This is a genomic window from Sphingomonas sp. SORGH_AS_0879 (genome assembly GCF_030819175.1).
In the GTDB taxonomy this organism is placed as follows: domain Bacteria; phylum Pseudomonadota; class Alphaproteobacteria; order Sphingomonadales; family Sphingomonadaceae; genus Sphingomonas.
This window is the reverse complement of sequence record NZ_JAUTBJ010000002.1, coordinates 51,305-67,883: the sequence shown is the minus strand read 5'-3', so window position 1 is coordinate 67,883 and position 16,579 is coordinate 51,305. Positions and strand designations below refer to the sequence as shown.

18 protein-coding genes are annotated in these 16,579 nt (G+C 67.0%); 4 read left to right on the top strand and 14 right to left on the bottom strand.

Annotated elements, in window-relative coordinates:
* Positions 1 to 73 precede the first annotated feature (73 nt).
* Positions 74 to 451, bottom strand: coding sequence for a 4a-hydroxytetrahydrobiopterin dehydratase (locus QE379_RS00875; RefSeq protein ID WP_306996940.1), 378 nt, complete (start codon positions 449 to 451; stop codon positions 74 to 76).
* On the opposite strand from QE379_RS00875, the gene QE379_RS00870 reads away from it, so the two are divergent.
* The 4 genes from QE379_RS00870 to QE379_RS00855 are packed head-to-tail and all read left to right on the top strand — an operon-like array spanning position 421 to position 2,801.
* On the top strand, positions 421 to 828 hold the full coding sequence (locus QE379_RS00870) for a metallopeptidase family protein (protein ID WP_306996937.1): 408 nt from the start codon (positions 421 to 423) through the stop codon (positions 826 to 828). The two genes, QE379_RS00875 and QE379_RS00870, sit on opposite strands and share 31 nt — an antisense overlap.
* Positions 825 to 1,415, top strand: a complete 591-nt coding sequence (ccmA, locus tag QE379_RS00865; protein WP_306996935.1) for a heme ABC exporter ATP-binding protein CcmA — start codon at positions 825 to 827, stop codon at positions 1,413 to 1,415. The genes QE379_RS00870 and ccmA overlap by 4 nt, the downstream gene beginning before the upstream one ends.
* A complete protein-coding gene (locus QE379_RS00860) occupies positions 1,412 to 2,050 on the top strand; it encodes a heme exporter protein CcmB (protein ID WP_306996933.1) in 639 nt (212 codons plus the stop codon). The genes ccmA and QE379_RS00860 overlap by 4 nt, the downstream gene beginning before the upstream one ends.
* Positions 2,051 to 2,054: 4 nt before the next feature.
* Positions 2,055 to 2,801, top strand: coding sequence for a methyltransferase (locus tag QE379_RS00855; RefSeq protein WP_306996931.1), 747 nt, complete (start codon positions 2,055 to 2,057; stop codon positions 2,799 to 2,801).
* A 132-nt stretch (positions 2,802 to 2,933) separates the two neighbouring features.
* Here QE379_RS00855 and QE379_RS00850 read toward each other — a convergent pair whose 3' ends face one another.
* From QE379_RS00850 to coxB, 13 genes are all read right to left on the bottom strand, one after another.
* Entirely contained in the window at positions 2,934 to 3,803 is an 870-nt protein-coding gene (locus QE379_RS00850; RefSeq protein ID WP_306996929.1) for a class I SAM-dependent methyltransferase, read from the bottom strand.
* A 9-nt stretch (positions 3,804 to 3,812) separates the two neighbouring features.
* A complete protein-coding gene (gene thrC / locus QE379_RS00845; protein WP_306996927.1) occupies positions 3,813 to 5,201 on the bottom strand; it encodes a threonine synthase in 1,389 nt (462 codons plus the stop codon).
* Between the two features lie 13 nt (positions 5,202 to 5,214).
* Entirely contained in the window at positions 5,215 to 5,835 is a 621-nt protein-coding gene (locus tag QE379_RS00840) for an SURF1 family cytochrome oxidase biogenesis protein (protein ID WP_306996925.1), read from the bottom strand.
* Positions 5,832 to 6,161 carry a DUF983 domain-containing protein gene (locus QE379_RS00835; protein WP_373461700.1) on the bottom strand — a complete coding sequence of 110 codons (330 nt, stop codon included), beginning with the start codon at positions 6,159 to 6,161 and terminating at the stop codon, positions 5,832 to 5,834. The genes QE379_RS00840 and QE379_RS00835 overlap by 4 nt, the downstream gene beginning before the upstream one ends.
* Before the next feature lie 67 nt (positions 6,162 to 6,228).
* Positions 6,229 to 7,140: a cytochrome c oxidase subunit 3 gene (locus QE379_RS00830; protein ID WP_306996921.1), complete on the bottom strand. Its 912-nt coding sequence runs from the start codon at positions 7,138 to 7,140 to the stop codon at positions 6,229 to 6,231.
* 38 nt (positions 7,141 to 7,178) lie between these two features.
* Positions 7,179 to 7,718: a cytochrome c oxidase assembly protein gene (locus QE379_RS00825; RefSeq protein ID WP_306996919.1), complete on the bottom strand. Its 540-nt coding sequence runs from the start codon at positions 7,716 to 7,718 to the stop codon at positions 7,179 to 7,181.
* Positions 7,718 to 7,852 carry a hypothetical protein gene (locus tag QE379_RS00820; RefSeq protein ID WP_257575300.1) on the bottom strand — a complete coding sequence of 45 codons (135 nt, stop codon included), beginning with the start codon at positions 7,850 to 7,852 and terminating at the stop codon, positions 7,718 to 7,720. The genes QE379_RS00825 and QE379_RS00820 overlap by 1 nt, the downstream gene beginning before the upstream one ends.
* Positions 7,849 to 8,748: a heme o synthase gene (locus QE379_RS00815; protein WP_306996917.1), complete on the bottom strand. Its 900-nt coding sequence runs from the start codon at positions 8,746 to 8,748 to the stop codon at positions 7,849 to 7,851. Before QE379_RS00815 ends, QE379_RS00820 begins: the two co-directional genes overlap by 4 nt.
* 203 nt (positions 8,749 to 8,951) lie before the next feature.
* On the bottom strand, positions 8,952 to 10,016 hold the full coding sequence (locus QE379_RS00810) for an NAD(P)-dependent alcohol dehydrogenase (RefSeq protein ID WP_306996916.1): 1,065 nt from the start codon (positions 10,014 to 10,016) through the stop codon (positions 8,952 to 8,954).
* Between the two features lie 182 nt (positions 10,017 to 10,198).
* The gene (locus tag QE379_RS00805; RefSeq protein WP_306996914.1) at positions 10,199 to 11,602 is read right to left on the bottom strand and encodes a DUF1501 domain-containing protein; all 1,404 of its coding nucleotides are present in this window, start codon (positions 11,600 to 11,602) and stop codon (positions 10,199 to 10,201) included.
* Positions 11,602 to 13,362 carry a DUF1800 family protein gene (locus QE379_RS00800; RefSeq protein WP_306996912.1) on the bottom strand — a complete coding sequence of 587 codons (1,761 nt, stop codon included), beginning with the start codon at positions 13,360 to 13,362 and terminating at the stop codon, positions 11,602 to 11,604. The genes QE379_RS00805 and QE379_RS00800 overlap by 1 nt, the downstream gene beginning before the upstream one ends.
* Positions 13,363 to 13,556: 194 nt before the next feature.
* Positions 13,557 to 15,230: a cytochrome c oxidase subunit I gene (gene ctaD, locus QE379_RS00795; RefSeq protein ID WP_306996910.1), complete on the bottom strand. Its 1,674-nt coding sequence runs from the start codon at positions 15,228 to 15,230 to the stop codon at positions 13,557 to 13,559.
* 3 nt (positions 15,231 to 15,233) lie between these two features.
* Positions 15,234 to 16,400 (bottom strand): cytochrome c oxidase subunit II, encoded by a 1,167-nt coding sequence (coxB, locus tag QE379_RS00790; RefSeq protein ID WP_373461699.1) that lies wholly within the window; start codon positions 16,398 to 16,400, stop codon positions 15,234 to 15,236.
* Between the last annotated feature and the right edge of the window lie 179 nt (positions 16,401 to 16,579).

Here is a 16,579-nt window from a genome sequence, read left to right as displayed (position 1 = left end):
GCATCGCCCCACCACCACCGGGCTGACGCCCGGCGGTCCCCCTCCCCATCGGGGATGGGGAGGATTGGGGTGGTCAATCCACCAGCGCGTCGATCGCTTCGGCCATGTCGATGTCGCGCGCCGACAGGCCGCCCGCATCATGCGTGGTCAGCACGATGTCCACCCGGTTCCAGACATTGGACCATTCGGGATGATGGTCCGCCTTTTCCGCGAGCAGCGCGACGCGGGTCATGAAGCCGAACGCCTCGTTGAAATCGGCGAAGACGAAGCGGCGGCTGATCGCGTCGCGTGCTTCGTCCCAGTCCCATTCGGGCAGGCCGTCCAGCGCTTCGTCCCGGTCCAGTTCGCTCAGACGCTCCACCATGCTCGTCCCCTTGCTTCTCTTGTTCTTTCGCCTGCCCCAGGGGTAAGACGGCGCGCATGAGCGGGCAAGACGGGATCGGCGCGGCACCGGGAGCCGATGTGATCGAGGCGATCGCCCGCGCCGCGATCGCGCGCCTGCCGGAGGAGTTCCGCGCCCATCTGGGTGATGTGGTGCTGATCGTCGAGGACTATGCCGATGACGAGACGCTGGCGGCGCTGGGCATCGAACATCCGCTCGACCTGACCGGCCTCTATCATGGCCGTCCGCTGGGTGAGAAAAGTTCGATGGATTCGGGGAGCTTGCCCGACCGCATCCACCTTTATCGCCGCGCGATCCTGGACGAATGGATCGAGACGGGGGTGCGGCTGGACGATTTGGTCGTGCATGTGACGATTCATGAGATCGGCCATCATTTCGGCCTGTCGGATGAGGACATGCACGCGCTGGAAGACGCGGTCGCGTGATCCTGTGCCTGTCCGATGTCGCCTGCGCGCGGGGCGGGCGGCTGCTCTTCGCCCGGTTGTCGCTGGGCCTCGTGGCGGGCGGGGCGGCGATCGTCACCGGCCCCAACGGCATCGGCAAGTCTAGCCTGCTTCGCCTGGCCGCCGGCCTGATCCCGCCGTTCGAGGGGCGGGTGGAGCGGACCGCGCGTATCGCGCTGATGACCGAGGATATCGCCCTCGACACCGAGCGGCGTCTGGGCGAGGCGCTGCTCTTCTGGGCGCGGCTCGATCTCCTGCCCGATGCGCGGGGGCGAGTGGCGGCGGCGCTGGAGGCGGTGGGCCTTGCTCCCCTGGCCGAGGTGCCGGTGCGCCTCTTGTCGACCGGTCAGCGTCGCCGCGCCGCGCTGGCGCGGGTGGTGGCGTCGCGGGCTCCGCTCTGGTTGTTGGACGAGCCCGGTAACGGACTGGATGCGGACGGCGTGCGGATGCTGGAGCAGATAGTCGCGCAGCACCGTGCGGACGGTGGCGCGGTGCTGCTGACCACCCATCAGCCGCTGGGGGTGACGGAGGCGGGGACGGTCTCCCTCGACGGGTTCGTCCCCGCATGAATGGGGCGCTGACGCTGATCGCGCGCGATGTACGGCGCGGCTATGCCGGGGGCGGCGCGGCGCTGGTGTGCGGATTCTTTCTGCTGGCGGTGGTGCTGTTTCCTTTCGCGATCGGTCCCGATCGGGCGATCCTCGCGCGGATCGGGCCGGGCGCGATCTGGGTTGCCGCCTTGCTCGCGGCGTTGCTCCCGGTCGAGCGGCTGGTCGCGCCGGACGCCGAGTCGGGCTGGTTCGACCAGATCCGGGTGCATGGCCTGTCGCTGGCGCTGGTCATGGCGTTGCGGATCGTGGCGCACTGGCTGGCCTTCGCACCGCCCTTGATGGTCGCGGCGCTGGTCGCCGGAGGGCTGTTCGGGCTTGATGCGCGTGTGCTGGCGCTGGTCGAGCTGGCGCTGTTGCTGGGGACACCGGGGCTGGCGGCGCTGGCGGTGGCGACCGGCGCGCTGACCGCCGGGTTGCGCGGGGCAGGGGGGATCGCCGGACTGGTGTTGTTGCCGCTTGCCCTGCCGCTGTTGATCTTCGGCGCGGGGGGCGGGGATTTCGGCGGGCTCAAGCTGTTGGCCTCGGTATCGCTGTTGCTGGTCGCGGGCGCGCCCTGGATCGCGGCGGCGGCGATTCGTTCGGTGCGGGACTGAGACGATGGCCGACGCGGCGCGGATCGCGCGGGCCTTCGACGCGGCGGCGGCCTATGACGCCCATGCGGTGGTCCAGCGACAGGTCGCCGATTGGCTGGCCGATCGGGTCATCGCCGCCGCGCCGCCCGCCCCGCATGTGCTGGAGATCGGGTGCGGCACGGGCTTCCTGACCGGTGCAACCTTGCCGTATCTGATCGAGCCCGACTGGCTGATGACCGATATCGCGCCCGCCATGCTGGCTCGTGGGCTGGTGGCGAATCCGGGCGCGCGGGGGCGAGTGATGGATGGGGAGCATCCCGACCTGCCCGGCGAAGCGCCGTTCGACCTGATCGTCAGCAGCCTGGCGGTGCAGTGGTTCGCCGACCTGAGCGGCGGCTTGCGGCGGCTGGCCGCTTGCCTTGCGCCGGACGGGCGCATGCTGGTGACGACGCTGGTCGAGGGCACGTTCGCGGCCTGGCACGACGCACACCGGGCGGAGGGCTATGTCGCGGGGAGCCCGGCCTATCCGCCGGTCGAGGCGCTGGCGGCGATGGGCTGGCGGATCGAGACGCGGGCGTTCGAGCAGAGGCACGGGACGGCGGCGGACTTCATGCGCGCGCTGCGGGCGATCGGGGCGGGGACGCCGCGTGAGGGGCACCGGCCAATCCCGCCGGGCGCGATGCGGCGGATTGCGAAGCGGTTCGAGGCGCGCGGGGCGGTGGCGACCTATGAGGTCGCGTTGATCGAAATCCCCAACCCCCGTTCAGCCTGAGCCCTTCGGCTGACTGGCAAGCCAGCCGCTCAGAATAAACTTCGGCGCTGTGCGCCGAAGTCGAAGGCCACGCCAGATGATGGCGGCGGGGCATGTGCTTTGACTTCGCTCAGCACGAACGGATGTCTGGGTTTACCGGCTCCACCGCGCCCAGATGGCCGTCGGCAGGACCAGCCCGCGCGCTTCCTCGCGCACGCCGAGTTCGCCGCATTCGACCTGGCCGGGCAGGTCGGCCATCGCCTGTCGCATCATCTCGCCGATCGCCAGCGCCGACATGCGCACGGCGTACACCGTCAGGAACAGGAAGCGCGATTCGGTATCCAGTAACTGGCGACAGTTCGCGATCAGGCCCGGCAGGTCCTCCTCCAGCCGCCACACCTCGCCCTCCGGTCCGCGTCCATATTTGGGCGGGTCGAGCAATATGCCGTCATAGCGCCGCCCGCGCCGCACCTCGCGCGCGACGAATTTGGCGGCGTCGTCGATGATCCAGCGCACCGGCGCATCGCCCAGACCCGACAGCATGGCATTGCCGCGCGCCGCCTCGACCGATTTCTTGGAAGCGTCGACATGGACCATCTTTGCCCCCGCGCTCGCCATCGCCAGCGTGCCGACGCCGGTATAGCCGAACAGGTTCATGCATTCCGGCTCGGCCAGGCCGTCGACCTGCTCGCGCATCCAGCTCCAGACGGGCGCCATGTCGGGGAAGAAGCCGAGATGGCGGAAGGGGGTGTTCTGCGCGGTGAAGCGCACCTCGTTCCACTTGAGCGGCCAGCCCTCGCGCGGGACCGGCTCGTTGAAATTCCAGCGGCCGCCGCCATCCTCGTCCGAGCCCGGCACGAACTCGGCCGCCGCGCGCCAGTCTTGGCTCGCGGGGGCCCACATCGCCTGCGGCTCGGGGCGGATGAAGCGGAACCGGCCATAGCGTTCCAGCTTGCGACCATGGCCGGAGTCGACCAGCCCATAGTCGGCCCAGGGCTCGCCGATCATCGTTTCGAGTTTCATGCGCCCGCGTTAGCGCAAACCATGCCCGTCGATAAAGGCCGTCACCGCCTCGAAGGTGGCGGGCAGGGTGGTGTAGCGCTCCTCGCGCTCGAACAGGTCGCCGACGCGGCGGGGGAGCGGGGGGCGAACGCCGGTCGCGCGCTCGACCGCGTCGGTGAACTTGGCCGGATGCGCGGTGGCGAGCGTCACGACGGGCGCGCTTGTCCCGGCGGCGCGGGCGGCGGACAGGGCGATGGCGGTGTGGGGGTCGAGGATCTGCCCCGCTTCCTCCGCTGCCCAGCGCATCGCGCGGCTCATGTCGTCGGCATCGACGCGGGTGCTGGTGAAGAGCGGGGCGATGGCCTGGCTCTGCGCATTGGTCAGCCGCATCGCGCCCGACGCCTCGAACCCCTTCATCTGCGTTGCCAGCGCCGCGCCGTCGCGCCCGTTCGCGTCGAACAACAGCCGCTCGAAATTGGAACTGACCTGGATGTCCATCGAGGGGGTCGCGGTCGCCTGTACCTGCCCCTTGGAATAATCGCCCGAGGACAGGGCGCGGTGGAGGATGTCGTTGACGTTGGTCGCGACGATCAGCCGCTCGACGGGAAGCCCCATGCGCGCGGCGACGTAACCGGCGAACACGTCGCCGAAATTGCCGGTCGGGACCGAGAAGGCCACCGCCTTGCCCGGCGCGCCCAGCCGGACGGCGGCGTAGAAATAATAGACGACCTGCGCCATCAACCGTGCCCAGTTGATCGAGTTGACCGCCGACAGGGTATGGCGGTCGGCAAAGGCGCGGTCGTTGAACATCGCCTTCACCAGCGCCTGGGCATCGTCGAAATTGCCCTGGATCGCGATATTGTGGACGTTGGGCGCGAGCACCGTGGTCATCTGGCGGCGCTGGATCTCGGTGACGCGACCCGCCGGGTGGAGCATGAAGATGTCGATATTGGCGCGCCCCGCCACCGCGTCGATCGCCGCCGATCCGGTGTCGCCGCTGGTCGCGCCGACGATGGTCAGGCGCGTGTCGGTGCCGCGCAGGAACCGCTCGAACAACAGCCCCAGCATCTGGAGCGCCACGTCCTTGAACGCCAGCGTCGGGCCGTGGAAGAGTTCGAGCAGCCACTGGTCATGGTCGAGTTGCACCAGCGGCGTGACGGCGGCGTGCGAGAAGCGGCCATAGGCGGCGTCGCACAGGTCTTGCAGTTCCTGCGGAGTCAGGCTGTCGCCGACGAAAGGGGCCATGATCCGCGCGGCGGTCTGCGCATAGGACAGGCCCGCCAGCGCTTCGATCTCTTCGCCGGTCAGGCTGGGCCAGGCTTCGGGCACATAGAGGCCGCCATCGCTGGCGAGACCGGCCAGGGTCGCGCCCCGGAAATCGAGGATGGGGGCGGAGCCGCGGGTACTGAGATAGCGCATGATGCGCCGGGGCTTAACGGCGTGTGCCCGTCACCACAACCGTTGGATTGCGTCGAGCGACCGCCAAACCATAGATAATTGCGGCGATCGCGGCGAACAGGAACCATTGGATGGCGTAAGCCAGGTGGTTGTTGGGCACGCCGTCGGTATCGGGACGGGGGTTGGATTCCAGTCCGGCGGCGGGCGTGTCGGCGACCAGCAGCATCGCCTGCGGGCGGTGGTCGAAGGCCGACTCGATCAGCGAGCGGCTGTCGGGCGCATGGGAGACATAGCCGCTCACCCGTCCGCCGGGCCACGCCACCTCCTTGCGCGGGTCATGGGTGGTGCCAAGCTGCACCTGTAAAGACCCCTGCGGCACCGCACAGGTCGCGATCAGCCGGAACCCCGCCGCGCCCGCACCCGCGCGACGGATCGTAATCGGCGGGTGGCAATCGGCGACCGTGCGGCGGAAGAGCAGGCTGTCGTCGGGGAACAGCGGAAAGGCGATGACCGGCCGCGCCGGATTGGCCGCCAGTTGCGCCAGATAGGCCTGCTTCTTCGGCAACCGGTCGAGCAACTGCCATAGCCCGAGCGCCACCATCGCCGCGACGGCCAGGCCGACGATCAGCGTCGGGAGGACGGGCGCACGCCTCATTCCCCGTCTTCCTCGGGGCGGACCACCGCGCCCTCGCGCGCCTCGTTCCGATATTCGGCGGCCATCAGCGCGCCCTTGGCGAGTCGCAGCGTATAGACCACGCCGATCGCGGTCAGCGGCAGCCAGATCATCATGTGCAGCCAGAGCGGCGGGTGCAGCGTCAACTCGACGATGATCGCAGCGATGGTGATGATCGTGCCCAGGATCAGGGTGAGGAAGGCGGCGGGGCCGTCACCGATGTTGAAGCGCGTGAAATCCAGCCCGCAGGCGCTACAGCGATCGGCGAAGGTCACGACCTTGGTCGAGAGCAGCGGCCCGGCAAACAAATGGGGCTGGCCGCAACGCGGACACAGCCCCTGGAATGCCGCTTGCGCGATAGTGGGAGGCGTCGGCTCAGCCACTATGAACCGGCGCGCCCCAGCCACCCCAGACATAGACGGTGACGAAGAGGAACAGCCACACCACGTCGACGAAATGCCAGTACCAGGCCGCCGCCTCGAACCCGAAATGCTGGCGGGGCGTGAAGTCGCCGCGATAGGCGCGGATCAGGCAGACGATCAGGAAGATGGTGCCGACGATGACGTGGAACCCATGGAAACCGGTCGCCATGAAGAAGGCCGCGCCGTAATTGATCCCCTTAAACGGGAAGGGCGCATGGATATATTCATAGGCCTGGATCGAACTGAAGATCAGGCCCAGCACGATGGTCAGCCACAGCCCCTTGAGCACCCCGTCCCGGTCGCCCACGCCCAGCGCGCCCCACAGGCCGCGCTTCTCCCCGCCGCGCTGGTTGTGGATCAGGGCGTGATGAGCCCAGGTCACGGTGGTGCCGCTGGTCAGCAGGATCAGCGTGTTGAGCAAGGGCAGTTTGAAGGCGTCGATCACCTCCAGCCCCTTGGGCGGCCAGGTCGCGGCGATGGCGGTGGCCCCCTCGGCGGCGCGCTCCACCTGTCCGTCGACGAAGCTCATCGCGGTCGGGAAGAGCGAAAAGTCGAAAAAGGCCCAGAACCAGCCGACGAAGAACATCACTTCGGACGCGATGAACAGGATCATGCCATAGCGGAAGTGAAGCTGGACGACCGGGGTATGGTCGCCATGATGCGCCTCGCGCACCACATCGGCCCACCAGCTTCCCATGCAGAACAGCACCGCGGCGAGCCCAGCCAGAAACGCCCAGCCACCACCGGGCGCGCTGTGCATCCACATGATCGCGCCCGAGGCCATCAGCAGCGCCGACATCGAACTGGCCAGCGGCCAGGGGCTCGGCGGCAGGATGTGATAGTCGTGGTTCTTCGCGCCAGCCATGATCCCGTCCCTTAGCTTTTTGCTATTTTGGGGGCAGGCTAACCCGCTTTTCCCGCCGAATCCACCGGGTAAAATGTGTAGGACAGGGTGATGGTCTCGATGTCCTTCGCGTCCGGGTCGTTCAGGATCTTGGGATCGACGAAGAAGATGACCGGCATCCGCACCGTCTCGCCGGGTTTCAGCGTCTGCTGGGTGAAGCAGAAACACTCGATCTTGGTGAAATAGCGTCCCGCCTGGTCGGGCGTCACGTTGAAGGTCGCGGTGCCGGTGACGGGCACTTTGGCATTGTTGGTCGCGGTGAAGAACACCATGTCCCGCGCGCCGATATCGACGGTTTCGTGCGGATTTTCGGGCTTGAACGTCCAGGCGAGGCGCGAGGAGACGTTGGCGTCGAAATCGACCCTGATCTGGCTATGGACGCTGCCCGGCGCCTGTGTGCCCCGCTGCGTCGTGCCCTGATAGCCCGTCACCTGACAGAACATGCGATAGAGCGGCACGCTGGCGAAGGCGAGGCCGGTCATGAACACCACGCCGAACAGCGCGAACACCACGGTCCGAGCCTGCCGCGTGAGCCGCATCAATGCATTCCCGACCGGATCTTGGACAGGGTGATGAAGAAGATCAGCACCACCAGGAACCCGAGCAGCAGCGCCATCGCGGTGGCACGAGCGCGCTGCTTGGCGCGAATCCGGTTCGAATCGTCAGGCGTCATGCCCAACGATCCACCACCAGCGCGCCGAAGAGAAGGAAAAGATACAGGATCGAATATTTGAACAGCCGCTTTTCGGGCTTCATCGCATCGTCGGGTTGCGTATGCCGGAAGGCGACGATCGCGGCGTAGAGCCCGAACAGCGCGGTCCCCGCACTGGCGATCACGCCATAGATCGCGCCGGTCAGCCCCAGCGGCCAGGGCGCGACGGCGGCGACGGCCATCGGAATGGTGTAGAGCCCGATCTGCGCGCGCGTCACCCGCTCCCCGGCGACGACGGGCAGCATCGGCACACCCGCATTGGCGTAATCGGTCTTCACGAACAGCGCGAGCGCCCAGAAATGCGGTGGTGTCCACAGGAAGACGAGGCTGAACAGAAGGAAGGGGAGGAGCGCGATCTGCCCGGTCGCCGCCGCCCAGCCGATCAATGGCGGAAACGCGCCCGCAGCCCCGCCGATGACGATGTTCTGCGGCGTCCGCCGCTTCAGCCAGACGGTATAGACCAGCACATAGAACAGGATCGAGACGCTCAGGATGCCGGCGGCGACGTAATTGACCGCCAACCCCATGAGGATGACCGAGAAACAGGCGAGCCCGACCCCGAAATGCAGCGCCGATTCGCGATTCATCCGCCCGGCGGGCAGCGGGCGCTTGGCGGTGCGCTTCATCAGCGCGTCCAGGTCCGCCTCATACCATTGGTTGAGTGCCCCGGCCGCGCCCGCGCCCAAGGCGATGCACAGGATCGCGGTGAAGCCGATCACCGGATCGACCCCCACCGGCGCGGCCAGCATCCCGCACAGCCCGGTGAACACCACCAGCGTCATCACCCGCGGCTTGGTCAAGGCGAGGAAGTCGCGCCAGTCGGCGGGGACGAAGACGGAGGAGGGAATGCTGGACATGGGAGCCCCGCATATAGGCGCTGTGAGGTGGGCGGGCAATCGAAGTGGTTGGAGCTTGGGATATCTGCCAGCCCCAAGCGCACCCCCTCCCGCAAGCGGGAGGGGGATGGGGGGAGGGCCTGGAGTCTCACAGAGACCATCGCCCGTGGCTTGCCCTCCCCCATCCCCTCCCGTTTACGGGAGGGGCGTGAGTCTCAGGAGCGTCAGTCCTGCTTCAGTGTCGCCATGTCGATGACGAAGCGATATTTCACATCGCTCTTCTGCATCCGGTCATAGGCGGTGTTGACCTCGTCCATCGCGATCATCTCGATATCGGCGGTCAGGCCATGCTGGTGGCAGAAATCGAGCATCTCCTGCGTCTCGGCGATGCCGCCGATCAGCGAGCCCGCCAGCGACCGGCGGCGGAAGACGAGGTTGCCGACCGAGGGCGAGGGATGCGGCGAATCGGGTACGCCGACCAGCGTCATCGTGCCGTCGCGCTTCAACAGCATCAGGAACGCATCGAGGTCATGCGGCGCGGCCACCGTATTCAGGATGAAGTCGAAGCTGTTGGCGTGCGCGGCCATCTGGTCGGCGTCCTTCGACACGATCAGGTCCCTGGCGCCCAGCCGCCTGGCGTCCTCGGCCTTGCCCGGCGAGGTGGAGAAGACATAGACCTCGGCCCCCATCGCGGCGGCGATCTTCACGCCCATATGGCCCAGTCCGCCAAGCCCCACGATGCCGACCTTCTGGCCCGGCCCGACCTTCCAGTGGCGCAAGGGGGAATAGGTGGTGATCCCCGCACAGAGCAGCGGCGCGACGGCAGCCAGATCACCCTCGTCATGGTTGATCTTCAGGACGAAGCCTTCCTTGACCACGATATGGTCGGAATAGCCGCCAAGGGTATGGCCGCCCATCACGGGATCGGGGCCGTTATAGGTGCCGACGAAGCCGGTGGTCTCGCAATATTGCTCTTCGCCGCCATGGCAGGAGGCGCAATGGCCGCAACTGTCGACCATGCAGCCGACGCCGACCACGTCGCCGACCTTATACTTGGTCACCGCGTCGCCGATGGCGGTGACGCGCCCGACGATCTCGTGTCCCGGAACGCACGGATAGAGCGTGCCCGCCCATTCGCCGCGCGCCGTGTGCAGGTCGGAATGACAGACGCCGCAATAAAGGATGTCGATCGCGACATCGTCTGCTTGCAGATCGCGACGCTCCAGCGAGAAGGGGGCGAGCGCGGCGTCGGCCGACTGGGCCGCATAGGCCTTGGCAGGAGTGGGCATGGAAGCTCCTCTGGAATCGATAGGGGCGACCGAAGGATCGCGGCGCTCATATGGGACCCGGGGAGTCGCATGCCAGGGCGGTGGGCCTGCTAGTTTTTCCGATCGGCGCTGATCGGGAAAATGTGAAACTTCAATATGTTATATTGTCACTGGCCCTGCCATGCCCGGAGCCAGGACCGGACTTACCCCATGAATCCCTGATTCCAGGTCGAGCTGTCGTAATTGCCGATATTGGGCAGCACGGTGCGCAGGCCTCCCGAATCGATGCCGAACCAGCTTGCCAGCGTCGCGGCATATTGGTCGACCGACATGGTCGGGATCAGGCGGCCCTGACCGACATCGTCATTGTTGTTGACGCCCACCGTCGGGGCCTTGCCATAGAGCCGCTGCCCGCGCACCGCGCCGCCGACGACGAAGTGCATGCCGCCCCAGCCATGGTCCGACCCGTCGTCATTGGACTGGAGCGTGCGCCCGAAATCGGACGCGGTGAAGCTGGTCACCTGATTGGCGACGCCCATCGCCTCGGTGGTGTCGTAAAAGGCCTTCATCGCCGAAGACATGCGGGCGAGCAGCCCCGGATGCTGCGCGACCAGATTGTCGTGCAGGTCGAAGCCGCCGAGCGACACGAAGAACACCTGCCGCTTCAGCCCCAGGGTCTGGCTGACCGAGATCATCCGCGCGACCATCTTCAACTGGTCGGCCAGTGGGTTGTTGCTGGGGAAAAGCGGGAAGCTGGTCGCGGGTGCGCCCGCCAGCGCGCTGCTCAACTGCGCCTGGATATCGAGCGCCCGCTTGCTGATCCGCGCATGCTCGCTGGCGATGGCGAGGCTGGAGTCGGAGGTCATCAGCGTGCGCAGCGTGTCGAGCGCGGTGGATGATCCGTACAGCGTCCGGCTGCTGTTCAGCAGCGCGACCGGGCCGCCGGTGCCGACCGAATATTGGATCGCGCTTCGTCCGGTCAGGTACACGGCATTGCCGGTGGCGTTGATACAGGTCAGCGCGGCATTGCCGTTGCCGTTCTGGAACACGTCGCCGATCCGCCCGCCCCAGCCGCTGCCCGCGCCTTCGGGGCTCGATGCCTGGAAGAAGCTCTGCTGGTCGTTATGGCTGAACAACTTCGGGGGCAGGCGGACGCTGCGCTTCTGATATTGCGATTTGGTCGTCGGCTCGACCAGCGTGCCGACGTTCAGCGCGACCGCCATCTTGCCCGCCGCGAAGAGCTGGCTCATCTCGGGCATGCTGGGCGACAGGGCATAGGCGCGGCCATCGGGCAGCGCGACCGAGGGGTTCAGCAGGGTGCCCGCCAGCACGTCGCGCTGATAGCCGATATTGGCCCGCGCCGCGCGATAGGCGGCGAAGCTGCCTTCGTCATAGGGGACCAGCGTGTTGGCATAGTCGTTGCCGCCATAGAGGAACACGCACACCAGCGCCTTGTAGTCCGAGGCGGTCGCCGCCGCCGCCTCGCCGATCGCGGCCAGGCTGGAGACGAAGGGGGTGGCGGTCCCGGCGAGGCCGAGCAGGGCGCTGCGCTTGAGGAAGGCGCGCCGTGATTGATCATGGAGGGACTGGTCGTGCATCATGCTCATCACCGCAGGGTCAGATAGTCGGGGGAGGCCATGGTCAGCAGGATCGCGATGCCGACCCGGTTGATCGGGCCGTTGGTCGCGCTGGCCGACACGCTGTCGACCGCGGACCGGATGGTGGCCTGGGTCGCGGCGGACAATTGCCCGGCGGCGAGGATCAGATTGACCTCGTCGACCAGCGCGGCGCTGTCGGCCGCCTTGGTCAGGATCGCGGTGTAATCGGCCTTCACATCGCCGATGCCGTTGGCGATCAGCCCGTACATGAAGTTCACATAGCCGACGACGCTCTGTTCGCTGGTGATCTGGAGCTCGGGCGCGACCAGGCCGCTGCTCGCCATGCCGGTGCCCGGCGGGGCATAGCCGGGGCGATAGAAGTTGAAGACCGACGGGCTGTGCCCCTTGGCCTGGCCCAACCGGTTCGACGGGTTGGAGGTGTCGCCGATCGCCCAGCCATTGGAGGGCGAATTGACGCCGAAGGCGCGCGCCCAGCCGGTCAGCCGCAGGACCGGCTCGCGCAGCTTGCCCGCCGTGGTGGCGGTGGACAGGGTGCGCGCCTCGCTGTCGAGGAGGATGGCGCGGATCACCGCCTTCATGTCCCCGCGCACGCCCTGGCCATTGTCGACGAACTTGGTCGCGACCCGGGTGACATAGGCGGGCGACGGGTTGCTGGTGACCAGCCGCTGGATCAACTGTTTCGAGATGAAGGGCGGCACGTTGGGATGCGCGAAGATCGCATCCAGCGCCGCGCCGATCCCCGCCATGCCGCCACCGCTGACCGTGGTGCCCAGAAAGCTCGACGCGCCGGTTTCGTTGAGGGTGGCGTTCATCACCAGCGGCTGGCGCAGCCGGGTCGGCGTGTTGCTGTCGGTGCTGGTCGGGACCAGTCCGGTGAACACGCGCGCCAGCCCGGACACATCGGCCTGGCCATAGGTGTCGATCGGCTGTCCGCCGTTCAGCTTGGGGGTGCCGTCCATGTTCAGCTGGCTGAGTCCCAGCGTGAACAACTGCATCAGCTCGCGCGCGTAATTCTCGTCCGGCTGGGTGCCGGTGGTCGGGTTGGCCTTGCGATTATATTGATAGGTCAGGAACTGGCCCATCGCGAAATTGGTCGTCACCGCGCCCAGCAGGTCGCGATAATTGCCGAAGGCGTTGTCCAGCAGGATGTCGACATAGGCGGCCATGGCGAAGGCGCGCCAGGTGCTGCTCGCCTGGTCGATGCCGACCACCAGAATGTCGAGCAGCGCCATGCCCACGCGCTGGCGAAGCTGGTCGGGCTCGACGATCATCTGGCGCCACATGGACGGGTCGAAGCCGCTGATCGCGTTCGCCTTGGCGGTGTCATAGCCATTGGCGATCAGCCAGTCCCAATGGCTGGTCGCGCGCGGCAGGGCGAACTGGTCGCTCAGCCAGCCGTCATAGCCGCGCGAGACGACCGTATCGATGCTGGCGCGGGTCGCGCCCATCGTGGCCTGCGCCAGGAAGCGGCTGGCCTCGACGGCGGTCGGTGCGGCGTTGACCACGACGATGGGGGTCGTGGTGGCGGGAGTGGATGCCGTGCCCTCGGCGCTGCCCGTGGCGGTGGCCGTGCTCCCGCCCCCTCCGCCGCCGCCACAGGCGGCCAGCGCCAGCAGCGGCAGCGCCGCCGCGCCGGCCCTGCCCGCCGCATGGCCAGACGGCCGTTCGACGATGGGCAGTTCCGTGCCGTCCTCGACGGTCGCCGCCATCGGCTCCGCCACAAAGTCCCGCCCCGTCATCACATCCATGTCCGATAGCGTCGCCGGGTTGGCGACCGAGGGACAGGATGAGCCTATCTGGTTAATGGAAGGTGCAGGGGTCCTCGATTCGTCGCATCATGGAAACGATTTGGCCGAGACGGACCTATCGTGACGATGGCGTAATGAAAAAGGCCCCCGGACAATGGGTCCGGGGGCCTTGATCGAGGAGGAGGAAACGCCGGTCAGTCGATGCGCGGCAGCGTCTCGAACTGGTGATAGGGCGGCGGGCTGGACAGCGTCCATTCCAGCGTCGTCGCCCCCTCGCCCCAGGGATTGTCCCCGGCTGGCTTTCCGGCGACCAGCGACCAGACCAGGTTGATGAAGAAGATGCCCATGCCCGCCGCCATGATCTCATAACCATGGGTCGCGACCGCGTTCCACGTCGCATAGGCATCCGGGTAATCGGGATAGCGGCGCGGCATGCCCTGCAACCCCAGGAAGTGCATCGGGAAGAACAACAGGTTCACGCCGATGAAGAACACCCAGAAATGCAACTGGCCGAGCAACTCGCTATACATCTTCCCCGACATTTTGGGGAACCAGTAATAAAAGCCCGCGAACAGCGCGAACACCGCGCCCAGTGACAGGACGTAATGGAAGTGCGCGACGACATAATAGGTGTCGTGCATGTAATCGTCGATGCCGCCGTTCGCCAGCACCACGCCGGTCACGCCGCCGACGGTGAACATGAAGATGAAGCCGATCGCCCAGACCATCGGCGTCTTGAAGCTGAGCGAGCCGCCCCACATGGTCGCGATCCACGAGAAGATCTTGATGCCGGTGGGCACCGCGATGATCATCGTCGCGGCGGTGAAATACATCTTGGTGTTCACGGACAGGCCGGTGGCGAACATATGGTGCGCCCACACGACGAAGCCGACCACGCCGATCGCGACCATGGCATAGGCCATGCCGAGATAGCCGAAGACGGGCTTGCGGCTGAACGTCGCGATGATCTGGCTGACGATGCCGAAGCCGGGCAGGATCATGATGTACACTTCGGGGTGGCCGAAGAACCAGAAGAGATGCTGGTACAGGATCGGGTCGCCGCCCCCGGCGGGATCGAAGAAGGTCGTGCCGAAATTACGGTCGGTCAGCAACATGGTGATCGCGGCGGCCAGCACCGGCAGCGAGAGCAGCAGCAGGAAGGCCGTCACCAGCACCGACCAGACGAACAGCGGCATCTTGTGCAGCGTCATGCCCGGCGCGCGCATGTTGAAGATGGTGGTGATGAAGTTGATCGCCCCCAGGATCGACGACGCGCCCGCCAGATGAAGCGCCAGGATCGCCATGTCCACCGATGGCCCCGGCTCGCCGAAGGTCGATAGCGGGGCGTAAGCCGTCCAGCCGACACCCGCCCCCGAACCGAAGAAGGGCGAGGCGAGCAGCAGCGTGAAGGCCGGGATCAGCAGCCAGAAGGACACGTTGTTCATGCGCGGGAAGGCCATGTCGGGCGCGCCGATCATGATCGGCACGAACCAGTTGCCGAACCCGCCGATCATCGCGGGCATGACCATGAAGAACACCATGATCAGGCCGTGCGCGGTGATCAGCACGTTCCACAGATGCAGCGACTGGTCGAGGCTCTGCGCCCCGCCGTGCAGCAACCCCGCCCAGATACCCAGATACTGGATGCCGGGCTCCTTCAACTCGGCGCGCATTAGGCCGGAGATCGCGCCGCCGATGATCCCCGCGACGATCGCGAAGATCAGGTAGAGGGTGCCAATATCCTTGTGATTGGTCGACAGGAACCAGCGCGCGAAGAAGCCGGGCTTGTGATCGGCGTCATGATGCGCGTGGTGATGGTCCTCATGACCGACGAAAGCCGATCCGGGGTGAAGTGCGGTGTCGGTCATGGCTTATTGTCCAGCGTTGCCGGGGCCCGCCGGATTGCCGGTGGCGCCCTGCGCGGAAGTGGGGGACTGGGCGGGCGTCGAGGCGTTGTCGGCGGGGCCGGTCACCGCCTCGGAGGCATTGGCCTGCGCCGCCTCGGAGGCCGAGCCCTCGGCACCCGGCTGCGGAATGACCGAGGAGGAGGGGGCCTTGGAACCCGGCATCTGGCCGCCCTTGGCCGCGACCCAGGCCGCGAATTGCGCCGGGGGCACCGCCTGCACCGCGATCGGCATGAAGGCGTGGCGCGCGCCGCACAATTCGGAGCATTGGCCGAAATACAGGCCCGGCTTCTCGATGGTGAAGCTGGTCTCGTTCAACCGACCGGGCACCGCGTCCAGCTTCATCCAGAAGGCGGGGATCGCCCAGCTATGGATGACGTCGTTGGAGGTGGTGATCAGGCGGATCGGCACGCCGACGGGCAGGACGATGCGATTGTCCACCGCCAGCAGGCGCGGACCGTCGGCATCGGTGCGCGCGCGCTCACCCGGCGCCACCTGATCCTTTTCCTTCAGCATGTTGGCGGTGATCTCGATCCCGCCATGATCGGGGTATTGATAGGTCCAATACCATTGGTTGCCGATCGCCTTCAGCGTGACGGCCCCGGCGGGCGCGGGCTTGAACTGCGCCTGGAGCAGGCCGATCGAGGGGATGGCGATCAGGACCAGGACCACCACCGGCCCCAGCGTCCACAACACCTCGACCAGCGTGTTGTGGCTGGTCTTGGACGCGACCGGATTGGCGGCGCGGCGATAGCGGAACACGACCCAGGCGAGCAGCAGCAGCACGAGGATGCAGATGATCGTGATGACCGGCATCAGCACGCCATTGTGCATCCAGTGCGCGAACTCGCCGTTCTTCGTCACCTGAGGCTGAAGGCCGATGCGCCCGTCGATCGGCAGGCCGACATTGGGATCGATGGTCGTCGCGGGCGCGCCGTCCTGCGCAAGCAGCGGGCTGGTCGGCGCGGCGGTGGCGGGCGCGGCGGCGCTGGTCGGCGCGGTGTTGGAGACGCCCTGTCCCTCGGCGGCGGCCTGTGGTGCAGCCTTGGGCGGCGCGGCCGGAGTCGCGATGGCCGCACTCGACAACAGGCCCAGCCCGGCGGCGATCGCCAGCGCCTTCATCCGTTTCGGCATCCTCATCCTCCGGGGTCCGGACATGCGCTTGACCTCGCTCATCCCGCTTTCGTCTCCCATCCTCCCTCGCCTGTCCGTCGGTGGTTCGACGGGCTGAGACGGGGCGTCCTGTCATTTTTGTTGAGGCGACTATAGCACGGGACCGCGCCCCCTCAACCCTTGAGCGTCGCATGGCCGAT